This is a genomic window from Pseudodesulfovibrio sp. zrk46, assembly GCF_012516435.1.
GTDB lineage: Bacteria > Desulfobacterota > Desulfovibrionia > Desulfovibrionales > Desulfovibrionaceae > Pseudodesulfovibrio.
Genome location: NZ_CP051216.1, coordinates 2,658,697 through 2,679,359, shown reverse-complemented (window position 1 = coordinate 2,679,359; position 20,663 = coordinate 2,658,697). Strand labels below are relative to the sequence as shown.

General features: G+C 53.9%; 21 protein-coding genes. 9 read left to right on the top strand and 12 right to left on the bottom strand.

The window, feature by feature from the left end:
* Positions 1–4 precede the first annotated feature (4 nt).
* The 10 genes from HFN16_RS12175 to HFN16_RS12130 all read right to left on the bottom strand — a co-directional run bounded on the left by HFN16_RS12175 (position 5) and on the right by HFN16_RS12130 (position 9,548).
* The gene (locus HFN16_RS12175) at positions 5–289 is read right to left on the bottom strand and encodes a ribbon-helix-helix domain-containing protein (RefSeq protein ID WP_168891012.1); all 285 of its coding nucleotides are present in this window, start codon (positions 287–289) and stop codon (positions 5–7) included.
* A 34-nt stretch (positions 290–323) separates the two neighbouring features.
* On the bottom strand, positions 324–887 hold the full coding sequence (locus tag HFN16_RS12170) for a DJ-1/PfpI family protein (protein ID WP_168891011.1): 564 nt from the start codon (positions 885–887) through the stop codon (positions 324–326).
* Positions 888–1,027: 140 nt separating this feature from the next.
* Positions 1,028–2,260 (bottom strand): NAD(P)-dependent oxidoreductase, encoded by a 1,233-nt coding sequence (locus tag HFN16_RS12165; RefSeq protein ID WP_168891010.1) that lies wholly within the window; start codon positions 2,258–2,260, stop codon positions 1,028–1,030.
* A gap of 352 nt (positions 2,261–2,612) precedes the next feature.
* On the bottom strand, positions 2,613–3,617 hold the full coding sequence (locus HFN16_RS12160; RefSeq protein ID WP_168891009.1) for a substrate-binding domain-containing protein: 1,005 nt from the start codon (positions 3,615–3,617) through the stop codon (positions 2,613–2,615).
* A 6-nt stretch (positions 3,618–3,623) separates the two neighbouring features.
* Positions 3,624–4,544, bottom strand: a complete 921-nt coding sequence (rbsK, locus tag HFN16_RS12155; protein ID WP_168891008.1) for a ribokinase — start codon at positions 4,542–4,544, stop codon at positions 3,624–3,626.
* A gap of 261 nt (positions 4,545–4,805) precedes the next feature.
* Positions 4,806–5,681 carry a ribose ABC transporter substrate-binding protein RbsB gene (gene rbsB, locus HFN16_RS12150; RefSeq protein ID WP_168891007.1) on the bottom strand — a complete coding sequence of 292 codons (876 nt, stop codon included), beginning with the start codon at positions 5,679–5,681 and terminating at the stop codon, positions 4,806–4,808.
* A gap of 24 nt (positions 5,682–5,705) precedes the next feature.
* Complete coding sequence (gene rbsC / locus HFN16_RS12145; protein WP_168891006.1) at positions 5,706–6,677, bottom strand: ribose ABC transporter permease; 972 nt, start codon at positions 6,675–6,677, stop codon at positions 5,706–5,708.
* Complete coding sequence (gene rbsA, locus HFN16_RS12140; RefSeq protein WP_168891005.1) at positions 6,674–8,176, bottom strand: ribose ABC transporter ATP-binding protein RbsA; 1,503 nt, start codon at positions 8,174–8,176, stop codon at positions 6,674–6,676. The genes rbsC and rbsA overlap by 4 nt, the downstream gene beginning before the upstream one ends.
* Before the next feature lie 10 nt (positions 8,177–8,186).
* Positions 8,187–8,606, bottom strand: coding sequence for a D-ribose pyranase (rbsD, locus tag HFN16_RS12135; protein WP_168891004.1), 420 nt, complete (start codon positions 8,604–8,606; stop codon positions 8,187–8,189).
* 261 nt (positions 8,607–8,867) lie between these two features.
* On the bottom strand, positions 8,868–9,548 hold the full coding sequence (locus HFN16_RS12130; RefSeq protein WP_168891003.1) for an outer membrane protein: 681 nt from the start codon (positions 9,546–9,548) through the stop codon (positions 8,868–8,870).
* A gap of 361 nt (positions 9,549–9,909) precedes the next feature.
* Between HFN16_RS12130 and HFN16_RS12125 the strand changes: the two genes are divergently transcribed.
* From HFN16_RS12125 to HFN16_RS12115, 3 genes are all read left to right on the top strand, one after another.
* The gene (locus HFN16_RS12125) at positions 9,910–11,355 is read left to right on the top strand and encodes a DNA-3-methyladenine glycosylase 2 (RefSeq protein WP_168891002.1); all 1,446 of its coding nucleotides are present in this window, start codon (positions 9,910–9,912) and stop codon (positions 11,353–11,355) included.
* Positions 11,355–11,834: a methylated-DNA--[protein]-cysteine S-methyltransferase gene (locus HFN16_RS12120; RefSeq protein WP_168891001.1), complete on the top strand. Its 480-nt coding sequence runs from the start codon at positions 11,355–11,357 to the stop codon at positions 11,832–11,834. Before HFN16_RS12125 ends, HFN16_RS12120 begins: the two co-directional genes overlap by 1 nt.
* Positions 11,835–12,123: 289 nt before the next feature.
* The gene (locus HFN16_RS12115; RefSeq protein ID WP_168891000.1) at positions 12,124–14,628 is read left to right on the top strand and encodes a bacteriohemerythrin; all 2,505 of its coding nucleotides are present in this window, start codon (positions 12,124–12,126) and stop codon (positions 14,626–14,628) included.
* 271 nt (positions 14,629–14,899) lie between these two features.
* Here the strand turns inward: HFN16_RS12115 and HFN16_RS12110 are convergent, their stop codons facing one another.
* Positions 14,900–15,181, bottom strand: a complete 282-nt coding sequence (locus HFN16_RS12110; RefSeq protein ID WP_210772192.1) for an ArsC/Spx/MgsR family protein — start codon at positions 15,179–15,181, stop codon at positions 14,900–14,902.
* A 246-nt stretch (positions 15,182–15,427) separates the two neighbouring features.
* Between HFN16_RS12110 and HFN16_RS12105 the strand changes: the two genes are divergently transcribed.
* The 6 genes from HFN16_RS12105 to panF all read left to right on the top strand — a co-directional run bounded on the left by HFN16_RS12105 (position 15,428) and on the right by panF (position 19,797).
* The gene (locus tag HFN16_RS12105) at positions 15,428–16,000 is read left to right on the top strand and encodes a TetR/AcrR family transcriptional regulator (protein WP_168890998.1); all 573 of its coding nucleotides are present in this window, start codon (positions 15,428–15,430) and stop codon (positions 15,998–16,000) included.
* Positions 15,997–16,377 carry a DUF6463 family protein gene (locus HFN16_RS12100; RefSeq protein ID WP_168890997.1) on the top strand — a complete coding sequence of 127 codons (381 nt, stop codon included), beginning with the start codon at positions 15,997–15,999 and terminating at the stop codon, positions 16,375–16,377. The genes HFN16_RS12105 and HFN16_RS12100 overlap by 4 nt, the downstream gene beginning before the upstream one ends.
* 82 nt (positions 16,378–16,459) lie before the next feature.
* A complete protein-coding gene (locus tag HFN16_RS12095; RefSeq protein ID WP_168890996.1) occupies positions 16,460–16,897 on the top strand; it encodes a YqaA family protein in 438 nt (145 codons plus the stop codon).
* A gap of 68 nt (positions 16,898–16,965) precedes the next feature.
* Positions 16,966–17,862, top strand: coding sequence for a phosphatidylserine decarboxylase (locus HFN16_RS12090; protein ID WP_168890995.1), 897 nt, complete (start codon positions 16,966–16,968; stop codon positions 17,860–17,862).
* Between the two features lie 175 nt (positions 17,863–18,037).
* On the top strand, positions 18,038–18,334 hold the full coding sequence (locus HFN16_RS12085) for a YhdT family protein (RefSeq protein WP_168890994.1): 297 nt from the start codon (positions 18,038–18,040) through the stop codon (positions 18,332–18,334).
* Positions 18,331–19,797: a sodium/pantothenate symporter gene (gene panF, locus HFN16_RS12080; RefSeq protein ID WP_168890993.1), complete on the top strand. Its 1,467-nt coding sequence runs from the start codon at positions 18,331–18,333 to the stop codon at positions 19,795–19,797. The genes HFN16_RS12085 and panF overlap by 4 nt, the downstream gene beginning before the upstream one ends.
* Before the next feature lie 78 nt (positions 19,798–19,875).
* On the opposite strand, the gene HFN16_RS12075 is transcribed toward panF, so the two are convergent.
* Positions 19,876–20,586 carry an HAD family hydrolase gene (locus tag HFN16_RS12075; protein ID WP_168890992.1) on the bottom strand — a complete coding sequence of 237 codons (711 nt, stop codon included), beginning with the start codon at positions 20,584–20,586 and terminating at the stop codon, positions 19,876–19,878.
* Positions 20,587–20,663 lie beyond the last annotated feature (77 nt).

Here is a 20,663-nt window from a genome sequence, read left to right as displayed (position 1 = left end):
CGCTCTAAACAGCCTGCTTCAGGCCGGGAGCAACTTTTCGCAGATAGGTGGTACAGACCACCCGGAGGAGTGAGGCGAAATTACTGATTTCGCCATGATGATTCATGGCCTCCTCATGGAGATTCTCCAGGAACTTGGCCAGGGAGACACCTTCCGAAGCAGCAATTTCCTCCAAGATGTCCCAGAATCCACGTTCCAGGCGGACACTGGTCACTCCACCATACAAACGCACGGATCGAGTCACAGCTTCATACCGGGACGGAGGTGTCGAAGAATATATTTCGCACATGGGACAATCGTCCTTCCGCCCGCTTCAGTTATTACTAACCCAGAAGTTCGGCAATCTTACGAATCCACTGCGGATGAGCTGGCCAGGCCGGGGCGGTTACCAGGTTGCCATCAACAATGGCGTCGTCCAGCTCGATGGCGCAGTATTCACCGCCAGCCTGAACAACGTCCGGGGAGCATGCAGGATAGGCAGAGACTTTTTTACCGTCAAGATTGATGGCAGCGGTGAGCAGCTGAGGGCCATGACAAATAGCACCGATGACCTTGCCCTTCTCATCGAAATGGCGAACCATATCGAGGACCTTCTCATCCAGTCTCAGGTATTCCGGAGCACGACCGCCAGGAATTACCAAGCCGGCATAGTCATCCAGATTTACGGAATCGAAAGAAGCATTGAGCGTAAAGTTGTGGCCCGGCTTTTCGGTGTAGGTCTGATGGCCTTCAAAATCATGAATGGCGGTTGCCACCTGATCACCCATTTTCTTGCCGGGGCAGACGGCATCTACTTCGTATCCCATGGCCTGCAACGCCTGAAACGGCACCATGAGTTCGTAATCTTCAACAAAATCACCACAGATGATAAGTACTTTCTTGGACATATGTTCTCCTTATTTTTGGAGGCTACCCTACACCGCCATAAGGAGAGAGTGGTATTATCGACATACTACGTTGGGTCGCTCCAACAAAAAGGCCCGCGTCATTCCTGACGCGGGCCTTTGCATTTCCTGATTCAGCGAGCCTAATCGAGACTCGACACGTAATCCATAATCGCCTGAGCAGACTTCTTGGACTGGCTCACGGCCTCGACAACAGTCTTGGCGCCGGTAACGACATCACCGGATGCGAAGATGTTTTCGCGGTTGGTGCGACCCAGCTCGTCAGTAATCACCAGACCGGTCTTGCCGATCTCAATACCGGTCAGGTTACTGCGCGGTGCCTGACTCACGGCGATGAACACAGAGTCGGCCTCATACAGCTTTTCGGAATCTTCCACAGTGACCATGCGGGAGTTGCCCTCGTCATCCGTTTCCAAACGGGTTTCCTGACAAATCACGCCCTCGTCCACGATTCTGACCGGGGAACGGAAGAATTCAAACTGCACACCATCCAGTTTGGCGTAGTCATACTCATACTTGGTGGCGGTCATGTTTTCCTTGCCGCGACGGTAGAGGACGATCACTTCCTGAGCACCCTTTCGCAGCGCAGTACGCGCCACATCCATGGCCACATTGCCCGCACCGATAACGGCCACGCGCTTGCCCACATCATAGCTGTCCGGATTCTTCAGGTAGTTGATGGCATAATGGACATGTCCCAAGGTCTCGCCAGTAAGGCGCAACGGACGGGGGTTCCACACACCGGTGCCGATGAAAATGGCTTTGTAGTCATCGCGCAGCAGGTCATCCAGGCTGATGACCGGACCGATCATCATATTGGGACGGATTTTCACGTTCAGTTGCAGCAGCATTTTACGCAGCTTTTCCAGCAGGTCCTTGGGCAGACGGAATTCAGGGATACCATACTGCAGGACGCCACCAATGCGTTCTTCGGACTCGAACAGGGTTACGGAGTAGCCGTTCAGCGCAAGGATGAACGCCACGGTGATACCGGCCGGACCAGAACCAATGACCGCGATCTTTTTGTCGGCGTTGCCGTTGTCTTCCGCCTCAGGCTTATACTGATCGAGATAGTAGCGGGAGATATAGTTTTCGATGTCGCTTGTCTGAACGGGTGAGCTCTTCTTGCCCAGAATACAGTGGCCTTCACAGAAATTCTCATGCGGGCAGATCATGGAACAAACCACGGACAGCGGATTGTTCTCGAACAGCATGGCCCCGGCTTCCAGCATTTTGCCATCCAGAAGGAGGGCAATGACTTTATTCAGCGGCGTGCTAATCGGACATCCCTTGCTGCACAGGGGCTTTTTACATTGCAGACAACGACTGGCTTCTTCGATGATATGTTTTCCCATAACTCTCTCTGTTGCGTAAGTGCATACAATATATAGTCGATTCAAAATGCTGAATCGATAACAATGAGGATATGAATTGCTGCGGGTAAGCCGTGACGGTAATCACGGGATGGCAGACATAGCAGGCACAAGCCCAGAGGTCCACCCCAACGTATGTTTGAAGGCTGATTGAAACGGTATGAGAGGAGAGGAAACCGCCTACGGCGGGATTAAGAATGAGCTAGCAGGGCTTCCTGCCCTGCACCCGGCCTAAGGCCGAGGGCCTTAGGAATCCCATTCTGCGGCTGTCGCCACAAAATAAGTATACAAACAAATACATGGAGAGATTGACGCAACCTCAAGCGAAGCTTCCCTAGCCGAGCTTTTTAACGGACTCGCGCTCCATGAGCTGGGGCTGAACGATAATCATCTTGCCCTTGGTCCGCTTGGAATCAAGATGCTCGATAAGCGTATCCACGGCCTTGGCGGCCAGCTCGGTCTTGGGCTGCTTCACGGTGGTAAGGGGCGGCGCAGCGTAACGCACGAGATAGATATCATCGTAGCCGATAACAGAAAGATCATCCGGAATACGAATACCCTGTCGTCCTGCCTCGGAAAGCACACCAAGAGCCATCATGTCATTAGTTGCGAACACGGCAGTCGGGCGCTTGTCCATGGCGGCATACTGCACCATGGCCTGCACTCCGCCCTCGCAATCATAATCTCCAGCAATCATCCACTCTGAACGAACAGGCAACCCAGCCTCTTCCATGGCCTTGTGATAGCCATCGACGCGCTCGCGGGAAGAGCGACGTTCAATGGGGCCGTAGATGCACCCAATGTCAGTGTGACCATTGTCGATCAGATATTTGGTGGCGAGATAACCACCATGACTGGAGTTGTCATAGATGCGATCAACATTGTCGGATTCCGGTCCCCAATCGAAGACGACAATGGGCACGCTCCGCTCTGCTTCAAGAAGTCGGATAATATCGTCATTCACCTCGGCGCAAAGAAGAAGCAAGCCGTCAACGCGCTTCTCTTCCAACGCATCAAGGCTGGTCTCCATGCGTTTGACGTCCCCTTCGGTGTTGCTCAGGAACAGCGTGTACCCCTGCTCATAGCAGCGACGCTCAACACCATGCACAACTTCAGCGAAAAATGGGTTGCGGCTGGCGGTAACCAGCATGCCGAAGGTTTTGGTGCGTTGAATCTTGAGGCTGCGCGCAATGGAAGACGGACGGTAATTCAGTTCACGCACGGCATCCTCAACGAGCTTTCGCCGCGACTCACTGACGAAGCGAGTGCGATTAAGCACGTGAGAGACAGTTGAGGTCGAAACCCCGGCCAGTTTTGCTACATCCTTGATGGTTGCCATGAAATCCTAACCGTTGTTTTCCAAAAATTCGTCCACTTCCGAACGGGTCGGAATGGAGGTCTGGGCACCCAACCGAGTAACCGAAAGAGCTGCTGCGGCATGGGCAAAGCGGATCGCCTCGTCCATAGTGCCGCCCTCCTGAAGACCGGCCATCAGCGCACCGTTGAAGGTATCGCCAGCCGCCGTGGTATCCGTGGCCTCAACCTTGAAGCCAGACACCATGCGAGAGCCGTCCGGGCCGCAATAAAAAGCCCCTTGTGAACCCATCGTGATTATTACTATTTCAACACCCTTGTCACGCAAAATATCCGCAGCTTTCTGGGCGTCCGCCTCGGTCTTAACCACCACACCAGTCAACAATTCGGCCTCGGTTTCGTTTGGTGTGATCATTGTCAGGCACGAAAGCAATGCATCAGATAAAGGCTGGGCCGGAGCCGGATTCAAGATCACTTCCACTCCCGCCGCTTTTGCTTCACGCGCCGCAGTCTCAATTGTCTCAATGGGGGACTCCAGCTGCATGAGCAGGGTTTGCGCATCGCGCAGAAAATCAAGGTGCGGACGCAAGGCATCCACTGTAAGGCACGCATTGGCCTCGGCAGAAATGGCGATGGAGTTCTCGCCCCCTGCCGCCACCTGAATCAATGCGATGCCCGTGGGCATATCATCAACAGCCATGACCGCACGGGTGTCCATGCCATCCTCTTCAAATGCCTTGATCATGCGTTTGCCAAAGTCATCATCCCCCACACAGGCGATAAAGCCGATATCGGCGCCCAGTCTCGCGGCAGCAACAGCTTGATTGGCACCTTTGCCGCCCGGCAGAACCTGGTAACCGTGGCCAAGCACGGTTTCGCCGGGACGGGGAAAACCATCCACCTGAAGGACATGGTCGGCATTCACGCTGCCAAGGACTATGAGTTTGGACATATAAAGGCTCCGTACGAAAATCAGAATTTGAGGTCGGCCTGCGGCCTCCTGTGACGGGTGATTTCGCCTCCGGCGGCCAAGGACTCGCGCCCTTGGATCCCCCTTTTGCGCCTTTGGCGCAGGTTGGGATTCCAAAGGGCCTTTCCCTTTGGCCGCCGGAGGCGAAGTCACCTGACAACTCCGCCCGCAAGGACGGCTTCCTCTCCTCTTATTGAAACGAGGTGCGCCGGGAGAGGCCGGCGCACCTCGTGAATAATATCGTTACTTGACGACCATCAGCGGAACCGGGATGTACTCTTCGACCTTCTGGCCCTTGAGCACCTTGTCAGCGGTCTCAACACCGAGGGAACCGATCAGAGCAGGCTGCTGAGCAATGGTACCAGCCATGACACCACGCTTGACTGCGGCCACACCGTCATCAGTACCGTCGAAGCCGACAACGACAACCTTCTTGTTGGCTGCCTGAAGAGCGCGGATGGCACCGAGAGCCATCTCATCATTCTGAGCAAAAACACCCTGCACGTCGCCGTGGTTGGCGAGCAGGTTTTCCATGACATTCAAACCCTTGGTACGGTCGAAGTCAGCAGGCTGGGAAGCGAGCACCTTGAAATCGTTGGCCTTGACTGCTTCAGCGAAACCAGCGCCACGGTCACGGGCTGCGGAAGTACCGGCCAGACCTTCGAGCTGGATAACCTTGGCGCCCTTGCCGAGCTTTTCAGCCATGAAGTCACCAGCCATCTTACCACCTGCGACGTTGTCGGAAGCGATGTGAGCTGCGACCTTACCGCGGGAAGCGCCACGGTCCAGAGTCAGAACCGGGATACCAGCGCCGTTGATCAGACGAATGGCGTTGGAAACAGCATCGGAATCGGTGGGGTTGATGAGGATGGCCTTGACGCCGCGCACTGTCAGGTCTTCCACGTTGGCCAGTTCCTTGGCGGGATCGTTCTGGGAATCCAATACGATGAGCTCGTAGCCCATTTCGTTAGCTTTCTTCACGGCACCATCTTTCAGGGTCACGAAGAACGGGTTGTTCAGGGTGGAGACAACCAGGGCGATGGTGTCCTTGGCCTGAGCGGACACACCGAGGGCCAGGGTCAGAACCAGAGCCATGGTGAGAGTCAGCAGTTTTTTCATCCTACACTCCTTAATGTTGTTTATTTACTCACTTTTCGTATCCACCAGGACCGCGAGCAGAATGACAAGCGCCTTGGCTATCATCTGATAATAGGAGGACACATCCAGTAAATTCAGTGCATTGTTCAAGAACCCGATTATAAGCGCGCCGAGCAGTGTCCCCATGATGGTACCCTTGCCTCCCATGAGAGAGGTACCGCCGAGAACGACCGCAGCGATGGCATCCAACTCGTAACCGTAACCGGCAGTCGGCTGGGCCGAAGAAAGACGGGAGGTAACGATAAGACCTGACAGCGCAGACAAAAAACCGGCTATGGAATAAACCGAAATCTTGATCACATCGACGTTAATGCCGGAGAGTTTCGAGGCTTCCTCATTACCGCCCAGAGCGTAAATGTAGCGGCCCAGACGGGTATGATTGAGAAGATACCAGGCAGCCGCAAAGGTAACGGCCATGATCCAGATAGGCATAGGGATACCGAACAAATATCCGGTGCCGATAAAGGCAAAGGAATCTGCGATATCAGTAAAGCCCGTAGAGATAGGTCGGCCATCGGTATAGACCAGTGTCAGACCACGCACCATGGTCATGGCGACCAGCGTGGCGATGAAAGCCTGCACCTTACCCTTGGCAATGATGATACCTGAGGTCGCACCGAGCAGCGCCCCCGCGCCAAGTGCTGCGCCAACGGCCAGCACCACAGGCATTTCAGCCGCGATCATGCTCGCACCGATTGCGCCACAGAGGGCCAACACCGAACCTACGGACAGGTCAATGCCCGCCGTCAAAATAACCAGTGTCATACCCACGGCCATGATGGCGTTGACAGCCGTCTGCCGGAGAATGTTCAGGATATTGCCCGTAGTGAAAAAGTTAGGGTTCAAGAAGGAAACGATGATGATCATCACGATGAGCGCGATGAGAGATTTCTGCTGAATGAGACGTTCCTTGATGGACACGGATGTCACTTCCTGAGTCGCTGTTTTGCTGCTCATGCCCGAGCCTCCTCCTGCACCCGGCCAATGGCACAGGCCATGAGTTTTTCCTGATCAGCCTCTTCCGCCGAGTATTCGCCGCAGACTTTGCCCTCATGCATGACGAGGATACGGTCTGACATGCCGAGCACTTCGGGCATTTCGGAGGAGACGAGAATGATGCTCACCCCTTCAGCTTTGAAGGTATTGATGAGCTGGTAAATTTCCTTTTTAGCCCCAACGTCCACTCCCCGCGTGGGTTCATCGAGAATCAGCACCTTGGGTTTGGCCATGAGCCCCTTGGCAATGGCCACCTTCTGTTGATTGCCGCCGGACAGATTGCCCACCTGCTGGGAGCGTGACGGGGTGCGAATATTAAAGGCATCGATATAGCCGTCCACGGCCCCGCGCTCTTCATCCTTGTGCACATGCCCTCCAGTGGAAAACAGACGCAGTGCGGTCAGTGTCATGTTTTTCTTCACCGACATTCCCAGTACCAAGCCGTCAGCCTTGCGGTCCTCGCTGATGTAAGCGATCCCCGCATCGAGAGCATCTTTGGGACGTTTGATGGAGAGCGTTTTGCCAAACATTGAAATTTCGCCATCCTCCAAAGGGTAGGCTCCAAAGATGGCCTTCATCAATTCAGTACGTCCCGACCCCATGAGCCCTGAAACGCCGAGGATTTCACCTTCATGAAGTTCCAGGGATACGCCGTTGAGACGAGGAGCGGTAAGGTCACGTACCCGCAAGCTCACCTGCCCGGGGTGCACATCGATCCGAGGATACTGTTCTTCTAGCTTGCGCCCCACCATCATCTCAATAAGCTTGTCCTCGTTGAGGCTGGCAACGGGCTGCTCACCGATGAACTGGCCATCACGCAACACAGTAACGTCATCACAGATCTCAAAGATTTCCTTGAGTCGGTGGGAAATATAGACAATGCCGTGACCGGAATCGCGCAGTTCGTTGATAACGCCAAACAGCGCGCGGGTCTCGGTTTCAGTCAGGGTATCGGTTGGCTCATCCATGATGATGACGCGCGACTCGAAGGAAATGGCCTTGGCGATCTCCACCATCTGCTGTTCGCCGATAGAGAGTTCGCCGAGTCGAGTGCGGGAGGAGCGCGAAACCCCAAGTTTAGTCAGCAGCTCATCCGCGCGCTCGTACATTTCCTTCCAGCGGATGCGCCCCATGAATCCGGAAGGCTCGCGGCCAAGAAAGATATTCTCTGCAATGGAGAGTTCCGGCAGCAGGTTGAGTTCCTGATGAATGATGGAGATACCTGCTTCCTGAGAATTGCGAGGCCCTTTGAACTTACGCTTTTCCCCGAGATAGGTGATGGTTCCCACCTCGCTCTGATAGATACCAGTCAGCACCTTCATGAGCGTGGACTTACCCGCGCCATTCTCACCGACCAATCCCATCACACGACCGGAGGTGACGCTGAGACTCACTCCATCCAGTGCTTTGACGCCGGGAAAGGATTTCTCGATGTTTTCAAGACGAAGCAGTTCTTTCATGACGACACCGCTAGAAAACCACGCCGGACTTCAAAGTAATGTTGGCATACGGGGTATGCTCACCAGTACGAACAACAGCAACGCTCTTTTTGGTGCTGTCCTTGTAAAGATCGTGCACCATATACTCTTTGGGAATCTCGCGACGACGTTCCTTGCCAACCTCGTCCAAATAGACAACGAGTTCATTGTGAAGTTCCGGGCTCACCTCAACAAACTCAGTAGCCAGTTCCACTGATTCAATCTCGAATTCCGAAACCACGGCTTTCACAACATCCATGAAGGAAGGCACGCCCTCGGAAACGGCCAGATCAATTCGCTGCACTCCCGGAGGAATCGGCAAACCAGCATCAGCAATCGTGATGGCATCAAAATGCCCCATTTTCGCAAGCACATAAGACAGCTCTGAGTTAATGAGCTTGGTACGTTTCATCGTTTTCCATCCCTTAATTTGAAGACGACCACCCACGTCGTTTCATCCCCGTAACACAAATCGAAACGTTTGCGCAATCGTTTCGACGAGTGCCCATTATCATATATAAAAAAGCCAAACTGCTGGGACAATTATTATCGAAATACGGGGTAGATCAGAACGTCCATGACGTGTCATTTTGATCGCACACAGTCATTCCGAGGCACAAAAAAAGCCCCGCCAAAAGGCGGGGCTTCTGAATTGCCGTATCAGGCGTTGCTACTAGAACTGGTAGCGAAGGCCCAGAAGGACATTGTGAGTTGCGAGATCCTTGACCTGAGACGTCACAGACTTGCCAGTACTCGTCCCAGTGACCTTCTGACCATCACCGTAGTAATCGTAACGATATGCGAGATCAAGAATGACGGATTCAGTGATGCTCCAACCTACACCAGCACCAACGTTCCAAGCAAAGTTGGTATTGGTCTTACTGGAAGGCTCGCTCAGAGAAACAGTGCCACCAGTCTTGAAGTCTTCCTTAACCCAAGCAAAACCGACACCTGCGTTGATGTACGGAGTGAATGCTGTGGAATTATAGAAATCCCAATAGCCATTCAGCATAAGTGTTTGGATATTGATTTCATCAGTAAGGGTGGAGTTAGAGTCTTCATACTTGTACTTGAAATCACTGTGGTACATGTATTCAACTTCAGTACGGATCGGCAGATCCATATCCATCCAGTTGTAACCAACCGCCGCACCAATGACACCGGCGCTATCGGTAGAGAACTTGCTCTTGGTAACCGTAGCAGTGGTTGCGTTGGTGGAATGAGTCTTGTCAGCATCCAAGAAAGACCCACCAGCTTTGATGGCGCCATAGAAACCACCATCACCAGCAAAGGCAACACCAGAAATGAGGAGACTCATGACCATGACAGCCAGAGCCAAAGAGATTTTTTTCATACCCATTCTCCCTAAAAGTTATTTGCACACTTTGATTACATATCCCCCCAGGCAAACCATGTCAACGAGTCTATAAAAAAACAATCGCACGTTTTATTCCATGCCTTTCAGCAGCAACCAATTGAAATCATATAGACAAACCTTATTCTGCGTCATGATACTTTTAATAAGCCAACTCACCAATAAAAATGAAGGTTGCTCATTACTACTTTGCATCTCCCCTCCTTATCATATCTGGCCAATCTCAATTGTCGACTGGCCTTGTATCTGATTCAATGCGATAACCGAAAACCGCCAGCATGAGCCGCAGCAATGAGGCATTGAAAAGACATCGTCACCACTTTCTTTCAGGACAATGACAATGCATACGGAATACAGCCGGGCCAGACGGGAAAAGGATAAGAACTTTGATGGCACCTTCTTCTTCGGAGTGAGAACCACCGGGATTTTTTGCCGCCCATCCTGCCCTTCCCCCATCGCCAAAGAAGAGAACGTCGAGTATTTCGGCACAATGTTCGAAGCCTTGGATAGGGGATTTCGCCCCTGCCTGCGCTGCCGTCCAGATGTGGAAGTGGACTACTACAACGGCAATGTTGACGGCGCATCAGTAGTGAATGCCGCCCTCCAACTCATCTACGACGGCTATCTCAATGACCGCTCTCTCGCAGACTTGGCCGGGGAAGTCGCAGTTTCCGAACGCCATCTTCGCAAGCTGTTCGTAGACAACCTGGGCGTTCCGCCCATCAAGATAGCCCGCTACCACAAAGCGCTGTTTGCCAAAAAGCTGCTAGTTTCATCGGGAAATTCCATGGCCGACATTGCGTTCGCCTCCGGCTTCGGCTCCATCCGCCAGTTCAATGATGCAATCAAAGACATTTTCGGCTACACACCCACTCAACTCCGCAAACAGGCAGATGTTTCCGATAGTGGTGACAACACAACACTGCTGCTCCGTTATCAACCGCCGTTCCACTTCAATCGAATACTCGACTTCATGCGACTGCGCGCCATCAAAGGTGTAGAGCTCGTAACGGATAAAAGCTACAGCCGCACATTTCGCACCCATAACACCAAGGGATATTTCACAGTAGGTGACAATCCGGCCGCATCCGCTTTGGAACTGTCCATCGTTTGCGACGATATCAAGTGCTTCATGGAGGTACACAACCGGGTTCGTAGAATGTTCGATCTGGACACGAACTTCTCGACCATCAATAAAAGATTTGCCAAGGACAAATTGCTCTCCAAAGGGCTTGAGGACGGTCATGTTCCCCGTCTGCCCGCTGCGTTCAATCCATTCGAATTTCTGATTCGGGCCATCCTTGGCCAACAAGTTACCGTCAAGGCCGCTACGACCATGGCGGGTCGCATTGCCGAACGGGCCGTGCTTCCAACGGACGACACGTTTCCAAAAGGTCTCGACTGGTTCTTTCCCAATGCCGAGGAACTGGATTTCATGGATCTGGAAGGCCTCGGTATGACGAAGACACGTTTGCAGACTGTACGCACAGCCACTCGAGCGGTATTGGACAAGACAATCTCCCTGTCAACGAACCAACGATTTGAAGATTTCCATGAGCGGTTAACCGCCCTGAAAGGCATTGGCGACTGGACTGCCAATTATGTTGGCATGCGCGGACTGGGAATGATCGACAGTTTCCCGGCCAGCGATCTTGGAGTAATAAAAGCCATGACACAAAATGATGTGAAGCCGACTCTCAAAGAGATTGAGAAGCGCAGCCAGATGTGGCGTCCTTACCGTGCTTATGCCGCCCTGTGTCTATGGAACTCTCTGGAGGATAAATAATGACATATTATACTGCCTTTAAAACTCCATACTGGGAGATCATTTTGGTGGGCGACGAAAACGGCATCACCCACCTGCACATGGTCACCAACGAAGGGAAACGGGATTTCATAATCAAAGAGAACTGGCAACGAGACGATGCCATGTTCACCGAGGCACGAAAGCAGATTCTGGAGTACTTCGACGGCAAACGTACCCAGTTCGACCTTCCGCTCAATCCCCAAGGTACGGAATTCCAGAAAAAGGCTTGGAAAGCCCTGCGCACCATACCTTTTGGGGAAGTCAGAACCTATAAAGAAATGGCTGAATCCATAGGCAACCCCAATGCATCACGGGCTGTGGGAACAGCCAATGCCAAAAACCCCATTCCGCTGATTATTCCCTGCCACCGCGTCATAGCTACGGGCGGCAAATTGGCAGGTTTCGCTCTCGGAGTTGATGCCAAGGAGCGACTGCTTCGTCTGGAAAAGGCAATCTGAACAATGCGAATCGAGAGCAGACTCAGACAGTTAAAACAAGTTTTGGATCTGAGCATGGACAGCCAGACAAGAAAAACCAAGGGGTTCCGATCATTTCGGACCCCCTTTTCTCTTTAGTTTTCTTTCGGTGACGATAGCAATTATCAGTTGAAAAGCCGCCCTCTCCTCTGGTATTTATCCAGTCCCAGCGCAGCATACGCTAAGAACACATCCATATATCCCGACGACGCATCCGCTCACTTCGGTTTCGCCGCCTATAAAAACGACGCAGTAAGAAGAGAACCTCACAATGACCAAGACATTCCGCGGGTATTTGATACCCCGAATCGCCACGTTTATCGTTATACTGGTGGCCGGTTCCATCGCTTTCTATTTCTACAGGGCATCCACCATCGAAGCCCATCTCCGTGAAGGACGTTCCCAAATCCTGAAACATCAGGTCAATCAACGTCTAGAAAAGATAATGGACGTTGGCATCACCAACGCCATCTCCATGGCATCCGGTGGCAATATGGCCTCTCTGACCGCCGAAGGGAATCGATATCAGGCCGAATCCGAAATCAAGCGCATTGGGCAGATATTCAAGGCGCAATCCAATTTCAAGGATATCAAGATCCAACTCTTTGATACTGATTTCCGAACCTTCCTTCGAAACTGGATGCCGGATACATATGGCGACAAGAGTGAGCAACTGGTTCCCATGCTCAAGGAAGTCCGCGATTCTGGCAAAGCCCTGGCCGACTTTGTGGTCAATCAAAACGGCTTTTTCCTTCGCGGCACCGCCACCATGTCTCAAGGGGGGCATACCGTAGGTTACCTCCAGTTCCTGCAAGGTGTTGGCAGTGTCTCACGCAATTTTGAAAACGAAGGCAAGCATTACGCCCTGCTCATTGCTGAGAGAGCAGCAACGGCTTCCAAGAGTTTTGGCAACGCTCCCAAATACGGGGGACTTCCGTTGGCCCAAGATGCCTGGTTCTCAAGCAAAGTGAAGAAGACTCTTTCCGGTTTGGATATTGCGGCTCTGCTCAAACAAGGCAGCATGCTCACCGACACACAGTTTGTCATCGCTCTCCCCCTCAAAGATATCCAGAGCAAGCTCATCGGTTATCACATCCTTGCCGAGCCTCGCTCCATTCTTGACGCCGAAATCGATCACGCCATGTCCACCGCCATGCATTTCATTGGCATTATGATACTGGCCTTCATCGTACTGGGAGGACTGATCTGCTTCCTGCTTAATCGGGCGCTGCTCACCCCCATGTCTGAACTGGCGGAGTACGCCAATGACGTTTCCAAGGGAGATACGGAAAAGGAATTCAAGGGCTCCCCTCGCTTTGAGCTGGATGTTCTTGCCAAAACCATTGTCACCATGGTCGGCAACCTGCACGAACGGACCACGCAGGCACAGATGCAGGCCAAACAGGCTGCGGAAAAGGGTAAGGAAGCCGAAGATGCCATGAAGCTGGCCCACGAGGAAGAAGCCCATGTCAGTGAACTTCTCAAGGCCATGCAGATCGCTTCCTCCAAGGCAGAACGCATTTCCCGCGACGTGCTCGATTCAGTCAACGCCCTGTCCGTGGAAGTGGACCATGTCGCCGAAGGTGTGAAGATTCAGAGCGACCGTATGACGGAAACCGCCACTGCCATGGAGGAGATGAACGCCTCGGTAGCAGAGGTCGCCCAGAATGCCTCCCACGCTGCGCGCAACGCCATGATCTCCAAAGAGAACGCCACCACCGGCGCACAAGGTGTTCGCGCTTCCGTGGAATCCATCAACCGCATCGGCACCCGCGTCAACGCGCTCAAGGACACCATGACCCAGCTCGGTCAACAGGCGTCCTCCATCGGTCAGGTGCTCAACGTCATCACCGACATCGCAGACCAGACCAACCTGCTCGCCCTCAACGCTGCCATTGAAGCGGCCCGTGCTGGCGAAGCCGGGCGTGGCTTTGCGGTCGTTGCTGACGAAGTACGCAAGCTGGCAGAGAAGACCATGGACGCAACCAAGGAAGTGGCCAAGGCCATCGGCTCCATTCAGGAAGCGGCCGAGGAGAATGTTCAGGCTGTCATCGAAACTGCCGACGACATCAATAAGTCCACTGAAGCCGCCAACGAGGCCGGACAATTCATGGACGAGATCGTCTCCATCGTGGACGAGACCTCCGGTCAGGTGGAGCTCATTGCCACCGCTTCCGAAGAGCAGTCCGCCACGGCCGAAGAGATCAACCGCGCTGTCACCGAAGTCAGCAGCATCGCCTCTGACACAACCGAGGGCATGATCCGTTCCGCCGACAATCTGGGCAGCATCACCGCCCTTATCAGCGAGCTCAACCAGACGGTTCAATCCATGGCCTCTGCTGACGACGTTGCAGCCGTCAACACCAGCGATGATCTCGTCAGCTGGACCAACAAACTCGCCATGGGCATCGATTCCATCGACAATCAGCACAAGACCTTGGTCAAACTCATCAACGAGTTGAACCGGGCCATGCGCAACAAGGAATCCGCATCAGTCATCCAACGGATCGTGGCAGGCCTCAAGGACTACGTGGTCACCCACTTTGCTTACGAAGAGAAACTGTTTGCCTTGCATCGTTACCCCGAGACCGAGGAGCACAAGGCCATCCACACCCAGTTCGTGGAGAAGGTCGGCGATTTCGAGCTGGCGCTTCAGTCCGGAAAGGCAGTTGTGTCCATCGAGGTAATGAACTTCCTCAAGGACTGGCTCGTGGAACACATCATGGGGACCGACAAACAATATGTCGCCTTCTTTAAGAAACGTGGTGTGAAATAAAATCAGAAGGGGATGCCGCTCTGCGAGCGGCTATTGTCGGGTGATTTCGCCTCCCGGCAGGCTTAAGGCCGAAGGCCTTAAGAATCCCACATGCGCCTTTGGCGCGGTTAAGTATAAAAAGGCCTTGGAGAAATGGATCTCCAAGGCCTTTTAATTATTTATTTTCGCCGAAGGCGAGAAAGGGATTCCAAAGGGTCATAGCCCTTTGGCCGCCGGAGGCGAAATCACCCGACTATTCCGCCGAAGGCGGTTTCCTATTCTATCTCACCTCTTACCACTCGCGGGTTTCCCACTCGGCTTTCTTGAAACCGATGAGCACGAAATCGTCTCCCACGAGAATGGGGCGCTTCACGAGCATACCGTCGTTCTCCAACAAGCCGAACAACTCTGCATCAGACATGGAATCAATGGTCTCTTTCAGACCCAGATCCTTGTACCGCTTGCCGTTGGTATTCACGAACTTCTTCTTATCCACACCGGCGATACCCTGCCACGCGAGGAACTCCTCCTTGGTGGGCGTCTCCTTGATGATGTGACGAATCTCAAAATCCACACCTTTCTCTTCAAGCCAAACCTTGGCATTGCGAGCCGAGGTTCAACTGGGATAGTGAACTAAAATCATTGATCTACTGACTCCATTTATTGTGTTTAACAGACGATTTGTCCAAGTGAGTATTTAGCATAAACAGGAAATACTCTCAAATGGTCAAGCAACGGCTTCCCCACACCCTGTTGACATGATTCGATCTACAAGCTATCAATACCATACCTTATGGTATGTTTATTTGAAGGAGATAACATGGCGGAAAAGAAACCCCGCAAAAGGCGTTCCCGCACCGACTTGCTCGAAGCCGGTCTGACCATACTGGCCAAGCACGGTGAACGCGCTCTGACCATCGACTCCTTGAGCAAGCGTCTCAAGGTGACCAAGGGATCGTTTTACCATCACTTCGGTTCTCGCGACGAATTCTCCCGACAGTTGCTGGAGTACTGGGCCGAGATGCACACCCAGCAATTCATTGAAGTCTGCGAACAGGCCGACACCGTGGAAGACAGTTACTGCACGCTTGATGCCCTCGCACAGGAAATGGACGATGACATTGAAGTTGCAGTGCGTTCATGGGCCCTGCGCGATCCTCTGGCCAGAGAGTATCAGGAGCAGGTGGACCGGGCGCGCATGGAATATCTGCGCAAACTCTATCGGGATATGCTTGGTAATGACGAGCAGGCCGAACTGTTCAGTCAGCTTGAATACGCTACGTTCGTGGGATCACGTCAGATCATGCCGCGCCCGGACAAGGAGCGGATTGGCGAAATGATCGACCTGTGGACCGCCATGCTCAAACAATTCCTCAAAGGAGAGAAGCGATGAAAATGCTCAAAGGTTGTGCCTGGTATTTACTGTTCATGGCCACGCTGCACACTGTGGTTGGCCTGATTCTCGATTTTGATTCCCTTGCTGCCATGCTGCGGGACGGCGTGGGCACCATTGACCAACCGCACGAAGATCGTCTGGCCGCCCTCTGGTTCATGTTCAGCGGTGCGCTCATGTTCATTGTGGCCGGATTCACATTCTGGTCCGTGCGCGTGGCGGGTTCCCTGCCCACCTTCCTCGGCCCGGTATTTCTGCTCATGGGGGCTGTCGGTGGATACATCATTCCGGATTCCGGCCTCTGGCTGTACATCCCCATTGGCCTCTTCCTGCTCATCCGCAATGCGCCGGGGAAGAAGACTGCCGTACACGCCTGATTCCAAGTCGTACTTTACTTGCCCAGTTGTCCCATCCATGCCATAGGAGGACCGACCCGCGCACGGCGCGAAGGACCACCGCATGGAGTTTCTCGCACAATACGGATACCTCGGCCTGTTCACGGCTTCCTTTCTTGCAGCAACCATTCTGCCGCTGAGTTCGGAGGTGGTGCTGGGCGCGCTGTTAGCGGGTGGACTTGATCCATTCTCACTGGTTGGCGTGGCCGCCACGGGCAATGTCCTGGGCGCGGTGGTCAACTACTGGCTGGGATACGGCGGAGGCGAACTGTTCAAACGCAAATTCTCAACGGCCAGCGAAGATGAAGTGAACGCTTCACTGGCCCGGTTTGAAAAATATGGCGCAGGCTCCCTGCTCTTTGCGTGGGTGCCTGTCATTGGCGATCCGCTCACTGTGGCGGCTGGTGTATTGCGGGTCAATTTCCCGCTGTTCCTGCTGCTGGTCACCATCGGCAAGCTCGGACGATACGTGGCCATCGCCTACTTCTTTCCTGCAAGCTGATCCTTCCCATCTTTCCAATAAATCTGATACCAACGGCATGGGCGGCGCGACACGCCCGGAGAAACATCATGAAATACATCGAATACAAAGACCGCACATCCGGCGCACTGCGCAAAGAGATCGTGCCGGGAGAAAAGTGGCTTCAGTGGCTGTATCACAACCCAGTGGGCAAGATTGCCCTCAGCGCTGTGGTGAAGAGGAAATGCTTGTCCGAATGGTACGGCGGCCGCATGGATCTGCCTTCTTCCACGGAGCGTATCCCCGAGTTCGTACAGAACCTGAACATCAACATGGGCGAGGCCACTCGCCCCATGGACGACTACACCTCGTTCAACGACTTCTTTATCCGTGAGCTCAAGCCCGGCGCCCGTCCCATAGATGAAGACCCGAACAGCGTAGTCTCTCCGGCCGACGGCAAGGTGCTGGCCTTCGACGGCATCACCGGCCTCGACTCCTTTTTCGTGAAGGGACAGGAGTTCAATCTGGACAGCTTCCTGCGCGACCCGAATCTCACCCGCCAGTTCGAGGGCGGCACTCTGCTCATCATCCGGTTGGCCCCGGTGGATTATCATCGTTTCCACTTCCCGGCTGACGGCATCGTCTCCGAGTCCCGCATCATCGACGGCGACTACTACTCTGTCTCGCCATATGCCGTGAAGGACCGCCTGAGCGTGTACTGGGAGAACAAGCGTGCCCGCAGTGTGCTGCGTACCAAACACGCCGGGGCAATGGTCCTCTGCGAAGTGGGCGCCACCATGGTCGGCTCCATTGTCCAGACACACAAGGCGAACACCGAGGTCGAAAAGGGACAGGAAAAGGGCTGGTTCAAGTTCGGCGGTTCCACCGTCATCATGCTGCTGGAGAAGGGCAAGGTTCGCATCGACAAGGACCTGCTCGACAACACCAGGCAGGGATATGAAACCAGCATTCGCATGGGCGAACGGGTCGGATTGGTCAACGGCTAAAAAAAGTCCGACGACTGCCAACGGATGTTTGAATGAAATCAACCCCGTGCCATCCTTGAAGATGGTGCGGGGTTTTCATTTGAAGTGCGAATGTTACAGACTTTCCCAAGACTTGACAAAAATTGATTGAACGATCAAAAGCCGCTCAGTCAACCTGAAAAAGGAACACCTCATCATGAAAAAACAAACTGACCGGCGATTCCGCCAAGCCAACCGGGAGGCGTTGATAGCTCTTGTGGCATACGGCGTCTATTTCGTCTGGTGGTATGTCTTCGGCTACGGCATGGGCGATACCGATCCCGACACATACTCCTATGTCTTCGGTTTCCCGGCATGGTTCTTTTATAGCTGTATCGCGGGCTATCCCGTCATCACCGTCCTGCTCTGGGTGCTGGTGCGCAAATTCTTCAAAGAGATGCCCCTTGATGCGGAAGAACCGGAGTCCATGAGCAATGAGGAGATCAATCGATGACCGCCACCATGGAAACCGTTATCCCGGTTATCGTCTACCTGCTCGCCTCCATAGGCATCGCCCTGTGGGCACGAAAGAAGGCCTCGGACGGCACCTCTCAGGGCTTTATTGAAGACTATTTCATTGGTGGCCGCTCCATGGGCGGGTTCGTACTCGCCATGACCATCATCGCCAGCTACACCAGCGCCAGCAGCTTTGTTGGCGGCCCGGGCGTGGCTTACCGCCTCGGCCTGAGCTGGGTACTGCTCGCCATGATTCAGGTGCCCACCACCTTCCTGACGCTGGGCATTCTCGGCAAGCGCTTTGCCATCATGGCGCGTAAGACCCAGTCCGTGACCATCACCGACTTTCTGCGGGCCCGGTTCAAGAGCGACACCGTAGTCATCCTCTGTTCCCTCGCCCTGATCGTCTTTTTCATGGCCGCCATGCTCGCCCAGTTTATCGGCGGCGCACGCCTTTTCCAGACCGTGACTGGCTACCCCTATGCCGTGGGCCTCGGCCTGTTCGGCATCAGCGTGGTGCTCTACACCGCGGTTGGAGGCTTCCGCGCCGTTGTCCTGACCGATGCCATTCAGGGCATCGTCATGGTTGTGGCCGTGGTCGTTGTCCTGCTGGCTGTCATCAACGCTGGCGGCGGTGTCGAGAAATGCATCGCCACACTCAAATCCATTGACCCGGGATTGATCACACCCACCGGACCAAAGAACGCTGTGCCGCAGCCCTTCACCCTTTCCTTCTGGGTGCTGGTCGGTATCGGCGTGCTGGGACTGCCACAGACCACCCAGCGCTGCATGGGATACCGCGACTCCCGCGCCATGCACAATGCCATGGTCATCGGCACCCTGCTCATCGGCTTCATGATCCTCTGTGCCCACCTGGCCGGAACCATGGGCCGCGCGGTCTTCCCTGACCTGCCCGCAGGCGACCTTGCCATGCCCACCATGATCGTGGAGCTGCTCTCCCCAGTCTGGGCTGGTATCTTCATCGCCGGACCGCTGGCTGCCATCATGTCCACCGTGGACTCCATGCTCCTGCTGGTCTGCGCTGCCATCATCAAAGATCTCTACATCCACTACCGCCTCAAAGGCGACGCATCCAAGATGCCGGTGGTCTCTCTCAAGAAGATGAGCCTCATCACCACGGTGGTCATCGGCGGAATGGTCTTCCTTGCAGCACTGGAACCGCCGGACCTGCTGGTCTGGATCAACCTGTTCGCCTTCGGCGGTCTGGAAGCCACCTTCCTCTGCCCCATGGTAATCGGCTTGTACTGGGAGAAAGGCAACGCCACCGGGGCCATCGCTTCCATTGTCTGCGGCGTGGCCACCTTCATTGCCCTGACCATCATGAAGCCCGCCATGGGCGGCGTTCATGCCATCGTGCCCACGACAATTACTGCTGCCACCGCTTTCGTGACCGGTTCATACATCGGTATATTGAGAGAAGATGGTAAGACGGCATCCTAGGTATCCGACTGACACCAAATCAAAGGCCTCCAGACGATTGTCTGGAGGCCTTTTGCTTTAAACAGAATCCTAAACTGGTTAGTCGCGATCGCTCAGCAACACCGGCAACAGTTCACAGGCATGGGACATGGTCACGAACTCCTTGCCCTCCAAATCACAGCAGTCAACGGTCTCGTGACACCATGTGGTATGAAACGGGATATGGACAGCCTGCGCGCCGATGTTGATAACAGGCAGGATGTCCGATTTGACGGAATTGCCCACCATAAGGAATTCCTCCCGGTTCACGCCATGATGCCCGAGACATTTGGCGTAGGAGGACTCGTCCTTTTCGCTGAGCACTTCGATACAGGAGAAGTAATCGGCCAGACCCGAATTATGAATCTTCCGCTCCTGCTCCACCAGATCGCCTTTAGTGATCATCATGAGCTTGAAACGGTCGCCTAATTGCTGCAGCACTTCTTCGACACCATCAATCAGTTCGATGGGGTGACGGTTCATATCCTTACCCATGTTCACGATCTGCTGGATAAGATCGCCACCAGCCTTTCCACCGGACACCGCCAGCGCAGTTTCGACCATGGAGAGAGTGAAGGATTTCGAACCGTAACCAAAGACGTCAATATTGCCGACCTGTGTCTTCTGGAGCACAGACTCAATGGTTTCTGCATCACCATATTCGGCCAGCATTTCGCAGATCTTGCTGATATTATTCGTAAACATGGGTTCGTTGACCCACAGCGTATCATCGGCATCAAAGGCGATGACATTGATTTCATTGTGTAGCATGGCTACCCTCCGTCTGCTGACGTTGTAGAATCAGACCAGACACAACGCAACCCATAGGACAGCTGTCCGCTATCTTT

What these genes read in the sequence shown, in the direction of transcription:
- HFN16_RS12125 (WP_168891002.1), top strand. Translation starts at nt 9,910, where the DNA reads ATGCATACGGAATACAGCCGGGCCAGACGGGAAAAGGATAAGAACTTT.
- HFN16_RS12105 (WP_168890998.1), top strand. Translation starts at nt 15,428, where the DNA reads ATGGCGGAAAAGAAACCCCGCAAAAGGCGTTCCCGCACCGACTTGCTC.
- HFN16_RS12115 (WP_168891000.1), top strand. Translation starts at nt 12,124, where the DNA reads ATGACCAAGACATTCCGCGGGTATTTGATACCCCGAATCGCCACGTTT.
- rbsD (WP_168891004.1), bottom strand. Translation starts at nt 8,606, where the DNA reads ATGAAACGTACCAAGCTCATTAACTCAGAGCTGTCTTATGTGCTTGCG.
- HFN16_RS12170 (WP_168891011.1), bottom strand. Translation starts at nt 887, where the DNA reads ATGTCCAAGAAAGTACTTATCATCTGTGGTGATTTTGTTGAAGATTAC.
- rbsK (WP_168891008.1), bottom strand. Translation starts at nt 4,544, where the DNA reads ATGTCCAAACTCATAGTCCTTGGCAGCGTGAATGCCGACCATGTCCTT.
- HFN16_RS12090 (WP_168890995.1), top strand. Translation starts at nt 16,966, where the DNA reads ATGAAATACATCGAATACAAAGACCGCACATCCGGCGCACTGCGCAAA.
- rbsB (WP_168891007.1), bottom strand. Translation starts at nt 5,681, where the DNA reads ATGAAAAAACTGCTGACTCTCACCATGGCTCTGGTTCTGACCCTGGCC.
- HFN16_RS12085 (WP_168890994.1), top strand. Translation starts at nt 18,038, where the DNA reads ATGAAAAAACAAACTGACCGGCGATTCCGCCAAGCCAACCGGGAGGCG.
- panF (WP_168890993.1), top strand. Translation starts at nt 18,331, where the DNA reads ATGACCGCCACCATGGAAACCGTTATCCCGGTTATCGTCTACCTGCTC.
- rbsC (WP_168891006.1), bottom strand. Translation starts at nt 6,677, where the DNA reads ATGAGCAGCAAAACAGCGACTCAGGAAGTGACATCCGTGTCCATCAAG.
- HFN16_RS12075 (WP_168890992.1), bottom strand. Translation starts at nt 20,586, where the DNA reads ATGCTACACAATGAAATCAATGTCATCGCCTTTGATGCCGATGATACG.
- HFN16_RS12165 (WP_168891010.1), bottom strand. Translation starts at nt 2,260, where the DNA reads ATGGGAAAACATATCATCGAAGAAGCCAGTCGTTGTCTGCAATGTAAA.
- HFN16_RS12120 (WP_168891001.1), top strand. Translation starts at nt 11,355, where the DNA reads ATGACATATTATACTGCCTTTAAAACTCCATACTGGGAGATCATTTTG.
- HFN16_RS12175 (WP_168891012.1), bottom strand. Translation starts at nt 289, where the DNA reads ATGTGCGAAATATATTCTTCGACACCTCCGTCCCGGTATGAAGCTGTG.
- HFN16_RS12160 (WP_168891009.1), bottom strand. Translation starts at nt 3,617, where the DNA reads ATGGCAACCATCAAGGATGTAGCAAAACTGGCCGGGGTTTCGACCTCA.
- HFN16_RS12095 (WP_168890996.1), top strand. Translation starts at nt 16,460, where the DNA reads ATGGAGTTTCTCGCACAATACGGATACCTCGGCCTGTTCACGGCTTCC.
- HFN16_RS12130 (WP_168891003.1), bottom strand. Translation starts at nt 9,548, where the DNA reads ATGAAAAAAATCTCTTTGGCTCTGGCTGTCATGGTCATGAGTCTCCTC.
- HFN16_RS12100 (WP_168890997.1), top strand. Translation starts at nt 15,997, where the DNA reads ATGAAAATGCTCAAAGGTTGTGCCTGGTATTTACTGTTCATGGCCACG.
- rbsA (WP_168891005.1), bottom strand. Translation starts at nt 8,176, where the DNA reads ATGAAAGAACTGCTTCGTCTTGAAAACATCGAGAAATCCTTTCCCGGC.